This is a genomic window from Microbulbifer sp. ALW1 (assembly GCF_009903625.1).
In the GTDB taxonomy this organism is placed as follows: Bacteria; Pseudomonadota; Gammaproteobacteria; order Pseudomonadales; family Cellvibrionaceae; genus Microbulbifer.
Genome location: NZ_CP047569.1, coordinates 1,545,225 through 1,565,757 on the forward strand (window position 1 = coordinate 1,545,225; position 20,533 = coordinate 1,565,757).

Annotated in this window: 14 protein-coding genes; 5 read left to right on the forward strand and 9 right to left on the reverse strand. The window is 56.9% G+C overall.

Annotated features, from left to right (window positions below; translation table 11 throughout):
• The first annotated feature begins 14 nt into the window (after positions 1–14).
• The 3 genes from GRX76_RS06320 to pelA all read left to right on the forward strand — a co-directional run bounded on the left by GRX76_RS06320 (position 15) and on the right by pelA (position 4,488).
• A complete protein-coding gene (locus tag GRX76_RS06320; protein ID WP_201276928.1) occupies positions 15–656 on the forward strand; it encodes a hypothetical protein in 642 nt (213 codons plus the stop codon).
• Positions 656–3,097, forward strand: a complete 2,442-nt coding sequence (locus GRX76_RS06325; protein WP_160152532.1) for a matrixin family metalloprotease — start codon at positions 656–658, stop codon at positions 3,095–3,097. The genes GRX76_RS06320 and GRX76_RS06325 overlap by 1 nt, the downstream gene beginning before the upstream one ends.
• 194 nt (positions 3,098–3,291) lie before the next feature.
• A complete protein-coding gene (gene pelA, locus GRX76_RS06330) occupies positions 3,292–4,488 on the forward strand; it encodes a pectate lyase (protein WP_160152533.1) in 1,197 nt (398 codons plus the stop codon).
• Between the two features lie 75 nt (positions 4,489–4,563).
• Here pelA and GRX76_RS06335 read toward each other — a convergent pair whose 3' ends face one another.
• The 6 genes from GRX76_RS06335 to GRX76_RS06360 form a co-directional block, all read right to left on the reverse strand.
• The gene (locus GRX76_RS06335; protein ID WP_236250577.1) at positions 4,564–5,586 is read right to left on the reverse strand and encodes a cytochrome d ubiquinol oxidase subunit II; all 1,023 of its coding nucleotides are present in this window, start codon (positions 5,584–5,586) and stop codon (positions 4,564–4,566) included.
• Entirely contained in the window at positions 5,583–6,986 is a 1,404-nt protein-coding gene (locus GRX76_RS06340; protein WP_160152534.1) for a cytochrome ubiquinol oxidase subunit I, read from the reverse strand. Before GRX76_RS06340 ends, GRX76_RS06335 begins: the two co-directional genes overlap by 4 nt.
• Before the next feature lie 67 nt (positions 6,987–7,053).
• Positions 7,054–7,626 carry a GbsR/MarR family transcriptional regulator gene (locus GRX76_RS06345; protein ID WP_160152535.1) on the reverse strand — a complete coding sequence of 191 codons (573 nt, stop codon included), beginning with the start codon at positions 7,624–7,626 and terminating at the stop codon, positions 7,054–7,056.
• A gap of 147 nt (positions 7,627–7,773) precedes the next feature.
• Positions 7,774–8,715 (reverse strand): DUF1853 family protein, encoded by a 942-nt coding sequence (locus GRX76_RS06350; RefSeq protein ID WP_160152536.1) that lies wholly within the window; start codon positions 8,713–8,715, stop codon positions 7,774–7,776.
• A gap of 175 nt (positions 8,716–8,890) precedes the next feature.
• Entirely contained in the window at positions 8,891–11,245 is a 2,355-nt protein-coding gene (locus GRX76_RS06355) for an autotransporter outer membrane beta-barrel domain-containing protein (protein ID WP_160152537.1), read from the reverse strand.
• On the reverse strand, positions 11,235–11,987 hold the full coding sequence (locus tag GRX76_RS06360; protein WP_160152538.1) for an OmpW family protein: 753 nt from the start codon (positions 11,985–11,987) through the stop codon (positions 11,235–11,237). The genes GRX76_RS06355 and GRX76_RS06360 overlap by 11 nt, the downstream gene beginning before the upstream one ends.
• A gap of 362 nt (positions 11,988–12,349) precedes the next feature.
• Here GRX76_RS06360 and GRX76_RS06365 point away from each other — a divergent pair, with 362 nt between their 5' ends.
• The gene (locus GRX76_RS06365) at positions 12,350–12,670 is read left to right on the forward strand and encodes a multidrug efflux SMR transporter (protein WP_160152539.1); all 321 of its coding nucleotides are present in this window, start codon (positions 12,350–12,352) and stop codon (positions 12,668–12,670) included.
• 93 nt (positions 12,671–12,763) lie between these two features.
• Positions 12,764–13,528, forward strand: coding sequence for a tRNA-uridine aminocarboxypropyltransferase (locus tag GRX76_RS06370; protein WP_160152540.1), 765 nt, complete (start codon positions 12,764–12,766; stop codon positions 13,526–13,528).
• A gap of 110 nt (positions 13,529–13,638) precedes the next feature.
• Here the strand turns inward: GRX76_RS06370 and GRX76_RS06375 are convergent, their stop codons facing one another.
• The 3 genes from GRX76_RS06375 to GRX76_RS06385 form a co-directional block, all read right to left on the reverse strand.
• A complete protein-coding gene (locus tag GRX76_RS06375; protein WP_236250578.1) occupies positions 13,639–16,206 on the reverse strand; it encodes a TonB-dependent receptor in 2,568 nt (855 codons plus the stop codon).
• Positions 16,207–16,581: 375 nt separating this feature from the next.
• Positions 16,582–18,201, reverse strand: coding sequence for a DUF1254 domain-containing protein (locus GRX76_RS06380; RefSeq protein WP_160152542.1), 1,620 nt, complete (start codon positions 18,199–18,201; stop codon positions 16,582–16,584).
• A 129-nt stretch (positions 18,202–18,330) separates the two neighbouring features.
• Positions 18,331–20,436 (reverse strand): VIT and VWA domain-containing protein, encoded by a 2,106-nt coding sequence (locus GRX76_RS06385; RefSeq protein WP_160152543.1) that lies wholly within the window; start codon positions 20,434–20,436, stop codon positions 18,331–18,333.
• Positions 20,437–20,533 lie beyond the last annotated feature (97 nt).

A 20,533-nucleotide genomic window follows, 5' to 3' on the forward strand; every position in this document is an offset into this window, starting at 1 on the left:
GAGAGGAATGCAAAGTGTTGAGAAAACTTCTCCAGTACCGCATGCCCGTAGCCAAACTGGCGGCGGCACTTCTGGTGATGCTGTCAGTGCCAATGGCGCATGCCACCAAACTCAAAACCCAAAACCTTACCCAGTTGATTCAGAGCGCTGAGTCTATTGTTGCGGGTACGGTTACCGACGTGACCGATGGCCTTGATACCGCAGGTGTGCCTTACACCGAGGTCACCATCGCGGTGGGCTCCGTGGCCAAGGGCAAAGTAAAAGAGGGCGAAAGTTACACCTTCCGTCAGTTCGGCCTGCTGAAGCCACGCACCTCCGCCAATGGTCACCAGATGCTGGCTATCGCCCCGGAAGGCTTTCCGCGCTGGCACAAGGACGAGTACGTGGTTGCGTTCATGTACAAAAAAGCCGGCCGCACCGGTCTGCAAACCACCGCGGGTATGGCCCAGGGTAAGCTGAAAATGATTAACGGCACCCTCGTCAATCAATTCAATAACGCTGGCATGTTCGATGGTGTTGAAATTAACCAGCAATTGCTGAGCGCCGAGCAGCAAAACATGATTACCGCTCCCGGTGCCGTAAATGCGACGGCATTTATGGACCTTGTTGGCCGCGCCGTCGCGGAAAACTGGATTGCCAAAGGGGAGATGAAATAATGAAAATATCAAAACTGACCATGGCCATTGGTCTCGCCGTCGCCGCCAATGCCGTGCACGCGGGTGGCCCCCTTTACACCACCGATGGTGACAACCCGCAACCACTGAAGTGGGATACCAGCAAGGGCACCATTCCGGTTTATACCGATGGCGGTGAGGCATTTACCTTTGATTACGATGGCGAAACCCCGTTTCTGACTATTCAGCGCGCCAACGAAATTACCGCACACGCCTTTGCCAACTGGAGTGATGTACCCACTTCGACCTTTTCCGCAGAAATCAGCGGCACCATTGAGAAAATGACCGGTATCGCCGATGTTACCGGCGAAAATGCCGCCGAGATTTATAACAAGGAAAACGGTTACGGTTTCTGGGTGCTCTACGATACCGACGGCTCTATCCTGGAAGAATATTTCGGGGTGCCAAAAGAATCCGTACTGGGTATCGCCTTCCCGGAATGGGCGGACGAAGACAACAATATTATTGAAGCCACCGCGGTGATGAATGGTTGGAATGTGTGGGAACACGATACCGAAGGCAACCAGGTTGCCGGTGTGTTTACCCATGAATTCGGCCACGCCATCAACCTGTCTCACAGCCAGGTCAACGGTTCCATGGCGTATATGAGCTACACCTACGCACCGAATTATCCGGGCATTGAAGGCTGTGGTGTGGAAGCGGTGCACCGCTACGATTACCCGGCGGCTTACGGTGCGAATAATGCGAACCCGGCCATTATTGAAACCATGTTCCCGTTTATCGACCACAGCGGCCAGGCGGGTGTGGAACAGAGCACCGTGGACCACCCGGATGACCGCGCGGCAATTTCCAATATTTATCCGACCGCGGATTACGCCTCCACCACCGGCACCATTACTGGTGTGTTGCGCCTGAAAGACGGCGTGACCGAATACAGCGGTATCAACGTGATTGCGCGCAACGTCAACAATCCCATGTTCGACGCCGTGTCGGATATGACCGGTTCCGCCACCCAGGGCAAGATTGGTCCCGACGGCCGCTTTACCATCCGCAACCTGACCCCGGGTGAGTCCTACGTACTCTATTTGGAAGAAATCGTTGCCGGTGGTTATCCCACCACGCCGCAGCGCCTGGCTTCCGTTGGTGAATACTGGAACCTTGCCGAGAGCAGCGACCCCCTCACCGACGATGCCTGTGAGGCAACGCCAATCGTTGCGGAAGCCGGCGTCACCAAGGAAGCGGATTTTTATTTCAACGGCTTTGAAAAAGGTGTGCAGGTGACCCCGGTGGTGGCCGCATTTATCCGTGATATGTCCAAGAGCGGCAAGGTCGCCGCCGGTGAAGTGGGTAGCACCGCATTCATGTGGTACACCGATCGTGGCTTTATGGTACTGCCGCCGGAATATACACCGGCCAACGGTGCCATGAGCCGCAATGGTCAGAAAATGCTGGTGCATAAAGATATGACCGGCAATGGCATTCAGGAACCAGTTATCTGGAGTGCGAAAGGGGATATTGCCCTGGGCGACCTGAATGGCAACACCTGTGGCGGTGGCAGTTCAACCGGTGTAACTGCCGCGAGCGGCTGGGATATGGACGACGCGGGTAAAACCGCCATTGGTCTCGCCTACAAGGATATGGATGGCGACGGTGTCTGCCAGGGCTCCTTCAAGGGCGAAATCGTGCCCTGGATGTGGACCGAGAAGGGCGGCATGCAGGAGCTGGACACTTCCGCGCTGGATACGAGCAAAACCCAGTTTGTACGCGCGCACGCTATCTCCGGTAACGGCAACGTTGTTCTCGGCAGCAACTCGCACAGCAAAGCCGTGGCCTGGGTGAACGGTGGCTCGCTGCTGGATCTGGGCACCGCCTACGGTGCTTACGAGACCTATGCGGCTAGCTACGATGGCACAAAGGTCGCGCTGTCGACGCGGAACGGCGTCCAGGTGTGGAACCCGCAGAAGGGCCTGGGCTCAGACGCGGTGACCAATGTCGGATCCCTGCGTTGGTGTCACGATATGCCGTACAACTATCTCGGGCGGGATTTCTGCGCACTCCTCGGCGAAGATGCCATCACGCAAGCGGTGGGTTCGGTACCCCTGACCGTGTTTGACATGAGCGATGACGGCACTGTCATGGTCGGTCGCGCCGGTAGCTTCTTCCTCGGCCTGGCCGGCGGTCTCTGGGTCGAAGGTATCGGCTGGATGCAGTTCGCCGACTTCCTGAAGAAGCAGGGTGTGGTGGAAATGGACAAACTGCCGCTGGACAACCCGATTTCCATCAGCGCCTCCGGTAAGGAGATTGCGGGTGGCCTCGCGGGGGCTTCTTTCTCCTGGCACATCGACCTGAGCCAGGTTCATGTGTGCAACGGCGGCGTGACCCAGCAGACCGGCTTCCCCGGCGGGTTACGGGATGCGGTTGCCGCAGGTGCCCAAGTGGGACGCTGTGAATTCCTTGATTGATCGTTAGCAGCCTTTGGTTAACAGTCCCTGGTTAACCGCCTTCATTGTTGCTTTCCCCGGCCTTGCGCCGGGGTTTTTTGTTTATGGGGGCAGCCCTGAATGGGCAGTGGGGGGAGCGGGTTCCACCGGCGGAGAGACTCTGATAGCATCGGTTTGGTATGACCAAATAATAAATCTGCCTGACAGGGTTTAGTATGAAATTTCGCCAATGCCTGTGTGCCGCCATGGTCTCGCTGCTGGTGCTTGGGGGCTGTTCCGGTGATTCCAGCGCGCAAGAAGATGCGAAAGACGGGCTGCAGCCGGCTACGTCGATGCAGGAATACCAGCTACTTTCAGATCACTTCCGGTCACTGGATGAAAAGGCGCTGCAAGCGGAGCTGGAATCCATCGGGCAGAAAAAAAGCACCAAGCCCACCAAGCACAAGCTGTTTGGCTTCGATGTCAAAAAAGCGCTCTACGACCGCGACTATATTGCCAGTGCAGAAAGCAAGGCCCTGGCGGATAGCCTGCTCACTTTCCAGACGCCGTCCGGTGGCTGGTCCAAACGCACGGATATGCATTTGCCCCGAAAGCCCGGCCAGCATTTTGGTACCGAAACAAGTTACGTTCCCACATTTGATAACTACGCCACCACTACCCAGTTCTGGGTGATGGTGAATGTCTGTAATGCGCATAAGCTTGATCGCTACTGCGATTCCGCCAGCCGTGCACTGCGCTATATCTTGCTGGCCCAGTACCCCAATGGCGGCTGGCCACAGACCTTTCCCCTGCGCGGTAAATACCACGATGACATTACCTTCAATGACGACGCTATTGCCAACCTGTTGAAAGTGGTGGCTGCGGCGGCCGAAGGTGACGAGCGATTGAATTTTCTCGCGGACGAGCTGAAAACACAGGCAAAACACAGCCTGCAGAAAGCACTGGATATGCTGGTTGCCACCCAGGTGGAGATCGATGGCGAACCCACCATCTGGGGCGCCCAGCACAATGCGCAAACCCTGGAGCCGACAGCCGCCCGCGCCTTTGAGCCGGTGGCACTGGCCACCAGTGAAAGTGCCGACCTGATGCTGTTTCTGATGACCCTGAAAAACCCGCCGGAAAATATCCGCAGGGCCATTGAACGTGCGAATAACTGGTTTGAAAAACACCAGATCGACGGCCTGCGCTACCGTCGCGGTGATCAATTACCCGCGCTGCTACCGCAGGAAGATGCCGATCCGCTGTGGGCACGGTTTTACGATATCGACAGCGATCGCCCGGTATTCGGTGATCGCGACGGCAAGGTGTATTTCGAGATAGACAAGGTGTCGGCGGAGCGCCGCGCGGGTTACGGCTGGTATACCGAGCGCCCCTACAAGGCGCTGAAGGAATACCGCAAATGGAAATCGTGATCGACCGGTTTTGCTGAATTAAAAAGCCCGCGCTGATGAATACAGTGCGGGCTTTTTTTGTTTTAAACGACGTTGTTAATGATAGTGCAGCTCTGTGGCCTTGCCGCGAAATACCCGGTACGACAGCGCGGTGTACAGAAGAATGACCGGCACTACGATCACCGCACCCACCAGAATAAATTGCAGGGACTCGCGCGCGCTGGCGGCCTCCCAGATGTTCAGCTGGCCGGGAACAATTTCCGGGTAAAAGCTGAAGGCGAGGCCAGCAAAGCACAGTAAAAATACCAGCAGCACATTCACGAACGGAATCCAGCAGTGGCGGTCGTCCACCTTTGGCAGGCGCCGTAGCAATATCTCGTTGGCAGCAAAAGCGAAGAAACACAGTATCGGCACCAGCAACACAAACATCACCAGCGGAAAGGTAAACCAGCGGTCGAACACACCGGGGTTGACCAACGGGTTGACCGCGGAAACCGCAACCACACCCACAAACGCCGCGCGGCCGGCCCGGCGTGTCCAGCGGATTGCCCGGCCCTGTAGTGCGTCTTCGGTTTTCATGATCAGCCAGGCGCCGCCGATATAGGTATAAGCGGCTGTGACGCCCACGGCGCTCAGCGCGCAGAACACCTGCGCCGGCCAGCTGGAATCAAATCCCATCACGTATTGGCCGAGCATATAACCCTGGGTCAGGCTGGTGAGCAGTGAGCCCAGTTTGAAAGTGCGGTCCCACGCCAGCTTGTGGTCCACCGCGGCCTTGGCGCGAAAGTCGAAGGCCACCCCGCGCATGATCAGCCCGATTAGCATGATGGCCGCGGGAAGATACAGGTTGGTCAGCACAATACTGTGGGCCACCGGAAAGGCGATCAGCAGCAGGCCGATGGCCAGCACCAGCCAGGTCTCGTTGGCATCCCAGAAGGGGCCAATGGAGGCAATCATGGTATCCCGCTGCCGCTCATCGGCCGCGTCCATGGGCAGCAGGATACCCACGCCTAGGTCGTAGCCGTCGAGGATGGCATAGACGATGACTGCCAGCCCCATCAGGCCGATAAAGACGACCGGCAGCCAGTCGCCATTGGCCATTTCTGCAAAATTGCTCATCGGTTACCTCCCTGAGCGTCGTAGCCGTATTCGCTGGATGTGTTGTCCGGCAGGTTGGTGAGGCTGCCGTCGGCCGCGGGCTCGGTGGTTTCAAACTCTTCCACTTTCACCGACTTCAGCGCCATCACTTTCAGGGTGTGGATATAGGCCCACATCAGCACCACATAGGTGACCAGGTAAAGCGCCAGTGACAGCCCCACATTGGACGCTGCCACCGGAGTGACCGCGTCCGCCGTGCGCAATACACCGGTCACCAGCCATGGCTGGCGCCCCACCTCGGTGACATACCAGCCCGCCAGGGTTGCTACCCAGCCGGAAAACGTCATGCCGACGAGCAGTTTCAGCATCCACGGTGGCAACTCCTTGCGACGATGGAGCAGGAAGCAGCCGGTCCAGGCTACCGCCAGCATCAGTAAACCCATGCCGACCATGATACGGAAGCCGAAAAACAGCGGCTTGACCGGAGGATGGTTACCTTCGAACTCGTTGAGCCCGCGGATGGTGCCGTCGGTTTTGTGGGTGAGAATCAGGCTCGCCATATTGGGAATTCCGACGCTCAGGTGATTGGTTTTCTGCTCCTCGTCCGGAATTGCAAACAGCAGCAGCGGCGCACCCTGTTCCGTTTCCCATACGCCTTCCATTGCGGCGATTTTCTGCGGCTGGTGCTCGAAAGTGTTGAGCCCGTGCAGGTCGCCCACAAACGCCTGTACCGGTGCCAGGATGGCCGCCAGTACCAGGCCGGTTTTCAGTGCCAGGCGCGGCGCCTGTTTGTGGTCGCCTTTCAGTATCCGGTAGGCGGATAGCCCGGCTACAAAGAAGGCCGCGGTCAGTCCGGACGCCAGCAACATATGGGTAAAACGGTAGGGGAAAGACGGATTGAAAATGATCTCCAGCCAGTTGCTGGCGTGTACCACGCCGTCGCGTATTTCGTAGCCCGCCGGTGTCTGCATCCAGGAATTAAGCGCGAGAATCCAGAAGGCGGAGAGGGTGGTGCCGACGGCCACAATCAATGCGGACAGGGTGTGCATGCGGCTGGAAACCCGATTCATCCCGAACAGCATGATGCCGAGGAACGTGGCTTCGAGGAAAAACGCCGTGAGCACCTCATAGCCCAGCAGCGGACCGGCAATATTGCCCACCTTCTCCATAAAGCCCGGCCAGTTGGTGCCGAACTGGAATGACATGGTGAGCCCGCTCACCACGCCGAGCGCAAACGTCAGGGCAAATACTTTTACCCAGTAGCGGTAGGCTCGCATCCACACCGGGTTTCCGGTGCGATCAAAGCGCAATTTGAAAAAGAACAGAATCCAGCAGAGCGCAATCGTGATGGTGGGGAAGAGAATATGAAAGCTGATGTTGGCCGCGAACTGTATGCGCGACAGGATCAGTGTATCCAGCATGAGCACCTCGGTTAAAACGTGCCGCTCCGGAAGGAATATGCTGAAGCGGCCTACTTCCTGTTACAAACTATTTTTTTCCGGTCTTGGTTTCCTTTTTGATGGCACTGCCTGCCCTGGATTTGAGCTCCAGTAATTTGCTGAGGCCGGAGCCCAGTTTCATCAGCTTGAGCAGGTCTTTTTCATCCAGCTTGCTGAGTGTATTGGCAAACTGGTCGAGCATTTCCAGTAGGCTGTAGACCTCCTGGATTTTTTCCTGGGCTGCAGCTTCCTGTTCATCCCGGGGATCGTTCAGTAACAGCTGGCGCAGCAGGGTAAGGGAGGGGTCCAGCTCGCGCTTGCGGCGCTCTTCAAATACGGTGCGCGCCAGGTCCCAGATGGAGCCGGCAGCGGTGAAGTAGTCCTTGCGGTCACCGGGCTGGTGGTGCAATTCGATCAGGCGCCACGCCTGCAGCTCCTTCAGGCCCATGCTCACATTGCCGCGGCTGATCTTCAGCGCTTCTGCCAGCTGGTCGGCATTTACCGGTTCGTTGTGGATCGTCAGCAGGGCAAACATCTGGCCCACGGTACGGTTGAACCCCCAGCGGCTGCCCATCTCGCCGAAGTGCAGCACAAACGCCTGTGCCTGATTGGTGAGTTTCATTCTTTATGGTCTTTTCTTAACTTTCAGAAATTTCTGAAAATTGTAAATGCTATTTGACCGGTGTCAAGTATGGAGAGCTGTATGGGTGCTAGCGCTCGCTAGATGGGATTCAGGTGCGAGCCAGATGTTGGCCAGATAATGAGGCGTTCAGGCGCCGGATGGGGGCAAATGCGCTCCCTGGCAGGCACGACTATACCAGTCGTCGGGAACCAGAAAGCCGCGGCTCAATTCGCCACTGTGATCGCTGGCAGCAACACATATTGGCCCTCGGGCTTGTAGCAGGGTCCGGATTTCGTCGCTGTGGTCACCCATCGCCCCTGCGGTCAGGGCCTGCTCCGGGGTGCCCTGGCTAGAACCAAGTGGCGCCAGCCAGCAGGGCTTTGGCAACTGGTGCCAGTGCCACTGTGTTCCGGCAAAGGTGGTGAGGAAGGTTGTCAGATTCGCCCACCAGTAGTCGCCAGCGGAGGTCGCTGTTGCTTGAAGTTGCTGGCTAGCCGGGGGCAGGGTGTGAAACAAGCGACCGGGCATAAGGGTCCACTGTCGCTGGATATGAATGCCCTCTGCCTGCAACTGTGCATGAGCAGTCGGGTTGTGAATGATGGGCAGCTGGTGATCGCAGGTGTGGCTCAGCTTGATGTCCAGCCGATCCTTTAGTCCGGGTCCCACCCACAGGTCGCCCACCTGCAGGTAAAACTTTACCGCCAGCTCCCAGTGCTCAACCGTGTCGTCGGGCAGGTGGTGCACCACAAAATCCAGTTCGCCCATTGTTTTTCCCTGATTGCGCAGGGGGAGGTTGCGGGCGATCAGGGCGTAGTCCGGGTGATACTCGAAGGCGAAAGCAAACAGGTTTTCGAAGTAGATACCCAGCCGTCGGCTAGTGTTGGCTTCGATGGATTGCAGTAGAAGCGGGCGTAAATATTTCCGCGAGCCCGCCGTAGAAAAGTAATCGTGGAGGCGTTGGCGGCGAGATTCCGGTAACCAGGGGAGCGCAGCGTTTTGAGTGATGTCGGGGCTGCGGAGCGCCCACAGCAGGTTGTTCCAGTGGTCGGGCGTCGCCTGTGGCAAAGAAGGATTAGAGACTGCTTGCATGGCGCCAGTATAGGTAAATTTTTTCCCGCCGTTAACCGGTGTAAGGTGAGATTAGTCTCAGTACTGCATACTCCTGGTCAAATTCAGTTTACCTGTTTTCTTTTCACCTGTGTGCATCACGCCAATTTACCTTTCGCGATTTACTGCTAGTTACTCGCGATCAGCTAATTGACAGTTACCATTTAAAGCGAAAACCGATGGTGAACTGCACACTGTCACTATCGCCGAAGTTATCCAGGCTGCTGGCGTAGTCAATTTCGCCATATACGGAACAACGGTCTCCGCACTGGTCGTAGGTCGCACCTACGCCGACCTGCCCCCACCATTCATCCCGTGCCTGATACAAACGCGTCCCGGAAATATTCACATCGGTCGTATCGTCAATGTAGTAAAACGTATTGGCGATCGCATAGAGGCCAATACGTTCCAGCAGCAGGTTGCCGTACATATTGCGATTGATTCTCTGGCTCAGGCGCTGCTCAAAAGCGAGTCCCAGGCGCGCAAAGCTGCCCTCGTTTTCGGCATCGGTAAAGGTCACGCCGTACTGGTCGAAATTATCATCGATATCTTCGGCAATATAAGCGACCTGAACCTGAGGTGTGAGTGAAAAGAAATCACACAGCTTGAAACTGTGTCCGGCTTCAACGGAAAAATTGAATCCCATCGCATCGTTGCCGGTACCCAGGTAATGCAGCTCGTGGGAGTAAAGGTCTGAGTCAAACCAGTTGAACTGCATTTGCAGGTCGGCGTAGCTACCCTGGCTACCGTACCAGGTGAGCGTGGTGCCGATACCAAAGTTTTCGGTATCAATATCACCGTGACCGAAGAAACTGTCGAGCTCGGTACTGCCATAGGCGTACTGCCCGAAAACGCCCAGTATCAAGCGGCCACGATGTACCGCCGGGTCGAATGAGAAGTCGGCGCCGACCTGTACCTGGCCGAAGTCCTGCTGCCACTCTGCGCGAGTGGTGGAATCGTCCGGCACATTGTCGTTGTATTCGGAAGTCAGGCGCATCCACAGGCCGCCGCCGTCGATGGTCCTTTCCACGGCATTACCGTAACAACAGATTCCACGATCCTTGAAACTGGTGCCGGCCCAGAAACGGTTGCCCACCCGCTTGCGCAGGGTGGTGGGCTGGTTCATGCGTCGGATTGCCTGGGGGTAGGTTTCGTAGAGCACAGCGCCCGGCTGCCAGCGGGGAAGCAACTGGCCACTGCCATCAAAGGGATCGGGCAAGACCGAACGCAGATACCAGTTGCCGTCGTTGATACTGGATTCGCTCAGCCCGCCGTGGTGCAGGGTATAACCGTAGGCGCCGCCAACTGTCGCTCGCCGGCCGTCCTGGCCGATGTATTCACCATCCAGTGAAAAGGCATCGCGGGGTGAGTTACCGCTGATGGTGATGATCTGTATTCCATCGCCGCTTGTCTGTGCGCCGGTACCATTGCGGTTGTATACGCGCACAAAGGTATGGCCGCGCGCGTCGCCCTCGATGTTGAGCAAATCGGTGGGTGAGTTGTCGGACCCCAGCTCGGTGTCTATCCACAGGCGGCCATCGCGGCCGGTATAGTCCCCATAGCGACCGTTGCTGTGTTGGGCAATATTCAATGTATTGAAGCGGTCGTCCTGCAACCAAAGCGTGCCGGCATTTACCACGTCACCGGATATGGTGTAGTTCTCGGGCGTAAATGCCAGAACACCACCGAAGCGAATATCCAGTCCCAGCCGCTGGCGGCCTACCGTGCCGCCACCGACGGCGAGGGCGCCCGACAGTTCAATTTTGGAACTGCCATTGATGATGATGTGTTCCCAGTTTTGTAATAAACCGCCGTCAATCCGGTGGTCGAGTTTGAACCGGAGGGTATCGATATAGCCGTCATCGGCATCCAGGTCATCGCCGCCATCGAAAGTGGCATCGCCCTCATAGGCGTAGGCATCGATTTCCAGGTAATCGGAGCCATCGCCGGCGTTGATTAATGAAACTATGCCTTCGTCCCAGTAGATGTAGTCATCGCCACTACCGGTGTCGAGAAAATTAAAAATAAAGCCGCCGTCCAGGGTGACTTCATCGTTGCCGTCGCCCGTCAGCAGCTCGAATACGATGCCATCGTAAATTTCGACGCGATCGTTGCCGGCACCGGTATCCATACCGCCGCCAAGGAAGCCACCGATTTCGGAGTCTCGGTTATTCATGATGACGGTATCGTTACCGTCACCGGTAAATAGGTTGGTTTCTACTATGGCACCGTCGATATTGACCTGATCGTCGCCGGCGCCGGCATCCAGTGTGCCGATGGTGCCGCCGTTCAGGTCCAGGATATCGTTGCCGCCAAGGCTGCTGACGTCAGCGCCTTCTGCGTCGTTGTCCGCATCACAGAGGATCTGGTCTGGCCCCTCGGTGCCGATATTGCCTGGCGTACACTCCGCCAGAACGCCCTGAGGGAATGCCACGGAAGCCAGCCCGATCGCAATCCAGAGCCCGGTGGAAAAAGCCGGTGTCGCCCCGGGGCTTTTGCGTTTAGAACTCATAGGTAATGCCCAGATTCAGGGTCCAGGGATTGACCTCGAAATCCGAATAGAGCCGCTCATAGCCGTCGCTGGTGGGGAAAGTCACTTCCGTATCGGAATTGGCATCGGTGTAGATAATCGCGGCATTGATCAACCAGGAACTTGCAATGCCCCGGCCCAGGCGCCAGTCGATACCCAGCTGGGCGCTGGCGCCCCAGGAGTGCGTCATCCCGAACGCCGCAGCGGGTCGTGTCGCCATGCCGCTGCCAAACAGGTAGTGATTAAATTCCGGGTAAATGTCGTCGTCGTAAAAATCGGAATAGTTAACGCCAATACCGATGTAGGGTTGTCCCAGGCAATCCAGATCCGTCATGTACCAGTTGATGAACAGGTTGGCCGACGACGCACTGAAACGACCGAAATGAATATTGTCGCGGCCGGGCCGTCCACGAAAATTTTGTAGCAGCAGTGAGTGATCGGAATCCCCGATATACAGCAATTCAAGACCGAGATAGGGTAGTGGACGCCACACGCCCGAGACATTCCAGGTGGTATCGCCCTCAATTTCCCAGTGGGTCCGGTACAGCTCCCAGTCCTGTAACAGGTAATATTTCAGGGTGGTATTGTTGTCATCCGGATAAACGAAACTGGCTCCGGCCCTGACATAAAAGCGGGTCAGGTCGACATCTGAAACAGGAATCTGCGCTTTTGCCAACAGAGGGAACAAAAGAACCAGGGTTGCGGCCAACTTGAGCTTTTTCATGGTTAACTCCGTTTAACCCCGTTTGCCACGGGTTGACCTCAGTGACCCTGCTTATGCTTGGGTAGTCACCTTATCGGTCGAAAGCTTTGTTATGGCGCGGCAATTATTGATTTGGAAAACTGCCGGAAAATTCGAGAGCACCAGTAAAAGTAGCAGGAAGTGGCGAGGTTGCATGGGGATCGGTGACCCCGGGGCTAGGCCGGGTACCCCACCCCTGGCCGCTGCGGTTGATACGGTCTTTCGGGGACTTGCCCAAATTTCCGCCATCGGTTATTGTGGCGCCAACTTGAGGAGGACGACCTCCCCCACTCTGGGAAAAGATGCCGAGGACGACCTGGCCCTGTTTGAAAACGGAGCAGTCAATGTCCCCCTGGATCTACCTTCTCGTCGCCGGCGCCCTGGAAGTTGTTTGGGCTTTCTCCATGAAGCAATCCCATGGCTTCACCCGGCTAGTACCCTCTCTTATCACTCTGGTCACCATGCTGGGTAGCTTCTGGCTGTTGGCTGTTGCCATGCGCAGTATTCCGCTCGGTACGGCTTACACCATCTGGACGGGTATTGGCGCTATCGGCGCTTTTCTTGTCGGGATTATATTTCTGGCGGAACCGGTAAATGCCATGCGGATCATCGCCGCAATTCTCATTGTTGCGGGGCTGGTAATGATGAAACTATCCAGCAGCTGAGATCCGTCGTTTTTCAAGTGTGTTCAATCTCCATTTGAGGAAACCGCCGGGCTTGGGCCTGACGGTGCCTCAAAGGTTTTATCAAGAATGGTTATGTATTCCAACGCATACACCCGCCTGCGCGATCAGGAACTCGCAAAATCCACCAAGCCATTCCAGGCCAAAGGCAAAAGCGTCAAGCGCTGTCGCGACTGTCAGATGGGTGAGTTTGCCTGTATGTGCGAGTGGCGTCCGATTGCAGACAGCGTGCAAAGCGGGCCTCAGGAAGCTTCCGTAGAATTTGTGCTGCTCATGCACCGCAAGGAGCTGTTCAAACCCACCAATACCGGCCGTTTGATCGTCGATGTGTTTCCCAATACAAGGGTGTATTTGTGGAACCGGCTTGAAGCACCGGAAGAACTCAAGGAACTACTGCGTGACCCGCAGCGGGAGTGCTTTGTGGTGTTCCCCGGTGAAGATTCAGTGGAGAACCCGCGGAAGGTGGTTCAATCGCTGCCCGCGACTGCCAAAAAAATTACACTGATCGTACTCGACGGCACCTGGAAACAGTGCAGCCGCATGGTGGGTTTGAGTCGCTGGCTGGACGGTACTCCCTGCCTGAGCCTGCCGAAAACACTGGTGAAGTCCTACGCAGTGCGCGATTCAGGCAGGAGCGATCGCTTCTCCACCGCGGAGGCGGCGATCAGCTGCCTGGTTCTCGCCGGTGAGGAGAAGCCTGCGGATATGCTGCGGCACTACTTCAATATTTTTAACCAGCACTATCTGGCGACCAGAGGACTTCGGACATCGGAGCCTGGTGAGAGTCATAATGCCTTGCAGGCGCTGCTGGAGAAATACCGTGGTGGGGAAGGGGCGTAACCATTGCCGAGCAGCAGTGATCACGCGACAGTGATTAATTAACCAGTCAGTTTTTAACGAATTTTTTTAAAAAAAGGGAGGGCCTGGGCCCTCCCTTTTTGTTCGGCGGTTTAGAAGTTGTAGGTCACCTTGCCGTAAACAAAGCGACCGCGAGGATCGTGCTGGCTGGATACGTAGCCGTAGAGATCGGAGTCACCATCACCGATGGCGAAGGGTGGTTCCTCATCCAGTGCATTGTCTGCACCAAGGCTCAGCACCATATTTTCGAAGCCGGTATAACGGGCCTGCAGATTCATGGTCATGAATGAATCCACCATGCGGGATCTGTTGGTGTCGTAATCCAGGGTACCGTCAAAATCAATGTCCGGCGTATCCTCGAACTCACCGATATAGTTCAGCCCCAAAGTGAACGCAAAGTTATCCAGGGCCCAGTCGGCGGAAGCCGCCCAGCGGTGCTCGGGGTACTCATACTCGCCCGCCAGTTCACGGCTCAGGAATGCATCGCCAGCAGAATTAAGTTCCACCCGCTCAAACTCCGACAAGTAGGAGTAATCCAGACGCAGGCCGAGATCGCCGCCGGCGACGGTCAGCGCAGAGTAGACCAGGCTCAGGTCAATGCCGGAGACCGTCTGCTCGCCGATATTGATAAAGCCGCTGTTGATCGACTGCAGGGAACCGAGGGATTCGCCGGGCAGCGGCGCGGAACGGACACAGACAGTACTGTTTTGATCATTACAGAACTGGCTGTACAGGTAGCCGAAGGGCACCTCGTCGATCTTGCCTTCCTGGGTGATGCTCCAGTAATCCAATGACAGCTGCATGCCGTCCATCGGCTTGACCACCGCCCCCAGGTTATAAGACTCCGACTCTTCCGCATCGAGATCCGGGTTGCCGGAAAACACGATGTTGTAGTCAGTGCTGGCACAGTAGGCGTCGTTGATGTCACAGCCGTAGCTGTCGATAAAGAACAGGGATTCCTCCGACGGGCCCAGGCCTATCTGCGCGAGCGAGGGCGCGCGGAAACCGGTGCCCCAGGAAGCGCGCAGAGAAAGCTGCTCACTGGCGGTCCACAACAGATTGACCATTGGGTTAGTGGTGCTGCCAAAATCGCTGTAGTCGTCGTAGCGGCCTGCCAGGGTCAGATCCAGGTTGGCCGGCAGGGGAATCGCAAACTCGACAAATGCGGAATTGATATCCCGGCTGGCGGAAGCGGATACCGATTCGGTACCGAAAATCAGCCCGCGCTGGAACTGATCATCGGGGATGTCGGAAGCGCTTTCTTCGCGATGCTCCAGGCCCGCAGCCATGGCAATAGCGCCATTGGCGGTATCAAAGAGTTCACCGCTGATGGTGAAGTCCAAACCGCGCAATTCGGATTTGCCCTGGCGCACCAGGCTGGTGGTAATGGCGTCGATCACCGACTGCGGGTTTTGCACCCCGCCGAAGGGGTTATAGCGACCCGCGTCAATTTCATCCTGTAGCAGGTCGGTGCGGACCCAACCCTGGGAGCGATCACCGGTTTGGGTGGATTCGCTACGCGAACGCTGGGCCGAGGCTTCCCAGTCCCAGTCGGCAATAGTGCCGCGCAGGCCAAACACACCGCGCAGGTTATCGGTTTCGATATCCCACTGGCGTGCGCCGGCATCGACGGTGCGGTAGCGGCCCACATCGATACTGCTGGCTCCGGTGAAAGGATTGTTGGGGTGGTCGATGGGCACGGTGAGCCCGGCGGCTTCGTCCAGTGGTGTTGGCGCGCCCTGTGCGATGGAGGTGTTGTGTTGTACCGTCAGCTCACTAAAGAACTCGATGTTGTCTGTCAGCTGGGCGTGACCGAGCATCAGCACACCGGTGCGCTCGGCTTTCGGTGTCAGCAGTGTCCAGGGGCCATAGTCATATACACAGGTTTGACCGGAAGCACTGTCTGCAGGGCAGCCCGGGTCGATGGTGGTTTCACCGTCGACAATAAAGCGCCCCGGATAACCGCGGGAAGAGCGGAAATCCATGCCGCCGCGGAAAGACTGGTCGGCGGTATCCAGCCCGCGCCGCTCGACGCTGGCGAGGGTCGAGTTACTGCGGTGATCAAAAATTAGCGTCAGGTTTGAATCGTCTCCGTTAACCCCCCAAACCGCGGAAACCGCCTGCTCGTCATAACCATCGGCACCACCGAAGTCGGCGGAGACTTCCGCCCCTTCAAAGTCTTTGCGCAGTACCAGGTTGACTACCCCGGCCACGGCATCGGAACCGTAAATAGCCGAGGCGCCGTCTTTCAATACTTCGACCCGCTCAACCGCCGCGATCGGAATACTGTTGATATCGACGAAGTTGGTGGTGATGCTCTCGGCAAATGCGCTGATGGCAACCCGTTTGCCATTCACCAGTACCAGCGTGGCATCGGCACCCATACCGCGCAGACTGACAGCGGCGGCGCCGTTGGCGGTCGAGTCCTGGTTATTACCGCGGGTGGAGAAGGTGCCGTTACCCGCGGCCGGATTCTTTTCAAACATTTGTTGCAGATTGGTAAAGCCAGATTTTTCGATGGCTTCACGATCCATCACCTGAATCGGCGTCGCTGTTTCAAATTCTGCATTGCGCTGAATGCGAGAACCAACGACCGCGATTTCCTCCATGGTTTTTTCATCGTCCGCAAACACTACTTGCGGCGTGCTGGCTGCGATCACGGATAAAATGGCGCCCGATAAAACATTTTGGCGTGATATAAATTTTTTCATTAATTTGCTCGTCCATTTGCCATCGTTATTGTTAAGTGACTGAATCGGCGAGGCCGTTCAGTAGCTCGAAAACACTATCAATGGTCCGGAGGCGAGGCAATTAATATGAGGTGAATTGTCGAGAAGCAGAGATTTGTTGAATGGCTTTATCAAACGGACTGTGAAGGTATATCCAAATTCTGCATTAAATTATTCACGATATTTTTGCGTTGGGTTTTGTTTCTGAGTCAGGCGGCAATCAAGTGGCACTATCGTACATTTTTATGGGCGAAATTTAATGCGGGCGAAAACTAAAAAGTTATCGCCCTTGATAGCGGCGGTTTCTTAGTTAACGCGTTCGACCTCGCTTGGTTGCCACTGTTTACTGAAGAAGGGTTCCAGCGGACTGTATAGACGCAACACGGGGAAGAAACTTTTGCCGGGCACGGTTTGAACCCAGTTGCCCCGTGCCACGCCGTCGGGCTGCTCGGGTGCAAAATAAACCGTAATCGATCCGTCGCCGGCCGCTTCCGCCGCTGGTGACGGGTAGCTCTGGCTGCCGGCTCGGGGGTAGCGCTGGGGCGTGTCGAGCATGGATCGGCTCATGGTGTCGTACAGGGTCCACGACCAGAATTTCTCGGCGGGGACATTCTTTGGAAGCGTCACCTTGTAGGTTTTGGCGCCGTCGAAATAATTGTTGTCAGAATCCACCATGGTCCAAAGATAGGTAGAGCCGATACCGGTCAGTCGCATGGCCATGGCTGGGGTAATGCCGGTGACGCCATAAAAGAATGCCTGGCGCGCATCCAGTTTTCGATACCCGGTAGTGGGGAACGGCTTGACCCCTTCCCTGGTGATCATGGGAATGGGTGTTTCGAATTCGTAGCCGGTGTCGAACAGCATATTCTGCCAGTTGGAATTCTTGTAATAGAACCAGGACGGCGCGCGCGGGCTCATCAGCAGACTGCGTGACGTGGCATTGGCAATCGCCAGTGCATCGTTGAGAATTTTCTTCATCCGCGCATCCGGCGCGAACGGTTTGCCCTTGACGATACCGATGGCGGCGACCGGCCCCATCAGCTCGGGATCGAGCGAGGTGGCGGGCTCTTCCTGCACTATCTGGTTCAGCATCTCGTAGTAGGACATGTCATTGGGCGGGACCGTATTCATGACCTTGCCGCTGCCCTCATGGAATACCGTTGCGGGGGGCTTGGTCAGCTTCCCCAGCTTGGCCTTGCCGTCCAGAAACTCCGCCACCGAGGTGCCAACGCCTCCCGGGGTATACGGGTAGATCTTGGTGAATTGGCGGATGCGTTCGGCGACGGGCTTTGGATCCTTGCCGTCTTCCAGAAAGGCGCGCGCAAACCAGGCGCCGTGCACGGTTTTGGCGTGTGCAATGTTGAAGCCGCCCTGGGGCAGGGGGCCGTCGTAACCCGGTGGCACAATCAGGTATTTACCACCCTCGCCGCGATCTGGCCCAGGCAGGCCGACATCGATGACCCAGCGGAACCACGCATCCTGCACCGTACCCAGAACCTGTGGTGGTACCTCCAGCACCACAGGGCCATTGCTGAGGTCGAGACCGCCGATGACGTATACCGTGTCCGCATTGGCCGTCAGGAAAAGTGATTTCGCGTCCATCAACTCTGAAAAGACAATCACCTCGTTATCCTTCACACCGATATCGCGCAGACCCTTGCGGATCGCATAAATACTCACGCCGCGCAGATTGTCGGTAAAGGCGCGCACCGCATAGGAGAGATCAAGGTTGTCGTAGACCTTGTTGAGGGTTTCTTTGCTGGGCATGCCGTCGTCAAATTCCAGCGTGCCTATACGCGTCTCTACTTTGTCGGGCGTGGTGATTGAAGACGGAATGGCGTTATTCGACTGAGCGGTGGCGATATGGTTGGCGGTAAACAGGATAAAAACGGCAGATATACCGACGAGCTTGATGAGTCTTTGCATGGTGCACCAGGTTAAATTCGCACTGTCGGAAAAAATTCTAGCAGGGTGCGCCTTTAACCGGTTGCTGGAATCTTAGAAGGTCGTAAAAAACCGGGACTCCAGTGAAGCCCCGGTTTTTATTTTCACAGATTAATTCCCCGCCGCTGCTCGTTGCGCGCGTCGGCGCAACAGGATCAGGGTGAACAACATCAGAATCAAAACCGGCCCCGTCGACCCGCCGCTGCTGCGCGGATAGGCGCGGTTGCTGTTAAAGGCCGGTTGTGCGCTGTCCTGGCGGTTGTCCTGAGTCGGTGCTACGGCGCGGTTTTCACGGGCAGTCCTCTCCCGTTCTACGCGCGCCTTGTTGTTGCGGGCGATACCCTGTTGCTCGAACACCTGCTCTTCAACCACCACCATTGAGGTATAGGGCGTTACCAGCCCATGCTCCACCGCGAGATCGACAATGGCGTCTTCGCTGTCGCTATCGTGGCCCAGGTAATCCATGCGGTTCTGCAGGTCTTCAATGGTGGCGTAGGCCCACAGTCGCTCCAGTTCCGGGTTGCGGGTATCGGTGGACGGGAAATTCAGGTCCGAACGGTAGTGCACGTCACGGCCGGATACCTTGCCGTTGATCTCGAGCTTGGCCTGGCCATCGCCCCAGTAGTGCCCGAATACGATCAACTGCTGGCCGCGGTACAGAGAGCCGATCTGCGCGGGGCTCATATCGCGCACCTTGAGTCCGGACTTGTTTCCGGACTTGTTGCCGGAAATGCGCAGGGAGATATCCCGGTAGGCCTCGTGGCGCAACTGGTCCGCCGCCTGTACCAGGCGCCCGGAGATGTCATCGCTGTTGGAAATACTCATGGCAAAACCATTGGACACCTTCGCCATACCTTCGAGTAAAGGCCGGTTGGCGCTGTTACCCATTACAAAGGTGAACAAACGGATATCGTGTTGCTCGAGCAGTTCGAGGAAGGCTTTCTTGGCGACCACACCCACATTGGCAACGCCGTCCGTCACCAGAATGACGGCACTGGGTCTGTCGGAATCGAGCCCGTTGTACGCGGCTTTCAGGCCGGCGAACAGGTTGGTGCCGCCGTTCGGTTGGGTCGACTCCAGCAACTGCAGGTAGTGGTTCACGTTGGTGTCATTGACGGCGACATAGCCGTTGGTCAGCTCACGGGCCTGGTCATTGAACAGCACCATGCGGAAGCGATCTCCCGGCTGCAGCTTGCCCAGTCCCTTGCGCACACCTTCCGCCAGGCTGTGGTATTTCCCGGCCATGGAGCCGGAGAGGTCGAGTACAAACGTCCAGTCGCGGCCCTGGGATATTTCACCCAGGTCATCCCCCGGTGTCAGCGTCAGCATAAAGGTGCCGCGATCGCTGCCCTCGGGGCGGTAACTGATCATATCCACGGCCCCGGGCAGGCCAGGCTGATGGCGCCAGTAAGCGACGATGTCCTTGTCCAGGGTAAAAGCGCTGCCGGTGGACGTCGCTGTCGCAGCCATCGATGTTGGCGCCTGTTCCTCAGCATCGGCAAACGCCGTGGCACCCGCGGAATTTGCGAATGACACCTGCCATTCCTGATCCGAGGAGCGCTGTACCTGCGCCTGTGGGTGTGCGGGCATCAGGAACTGGTCGATGGGGTAGGAGGAGCGCATGGTCAACTTGAAGCTGAACGCTTCCTGCACGTGTTCCTGATAGGTGAAAAACGCCATGCGCTCTTCATCCACACCGCCTTCCTCCAGCGGGTACACGTATCGCCCGATACCCAGTTCCGCATGTACCGGCTGGATATACACCAGACGGATACGCACGGTGTCATTCGGCAATACCGGGTAAACGCGGCTGTCGAAGCTGCGGTATTCATCCTGTTCCGTCAGCGCGGTGCGCCGGCCCTGGGACTTTTCCTGTTCATACAGTGCGCGCGCCTGCTGTTTGCGCATGACTTCTCCGGTCACCGGTTTGCCATCGATCCAGTAGGTGAATTCACCCACCGAGGCCTTTTCCGGAACCGGGAAGGAGTAAATGGCTTCCAGTTCCCGATCGTGGGGATTGGCAAATGTCTGGTCCACCTCGGTGATGGCATAGCCGTCCTCGATCACCACATTGACGTGGTGCTCCTTGATCTCCAACTGGGGCAGGTTGCTGTTGGCCGGTGTCAGCAGGCCCGCGGCCATCGCAAGCCCGGGCGCCAACGCGCCCAATAGTAAACACACACTCCAGCCGATGGTGTTGCGCCATAAACGTTGCATTGTCGGTTCCTCCATATGCCAACTGGGGCTGATTGGGATTGCGTGCCACAAGCGCACGCGCCGATGGGGAATCTATCGACAAAGGATCGCAAGGGTC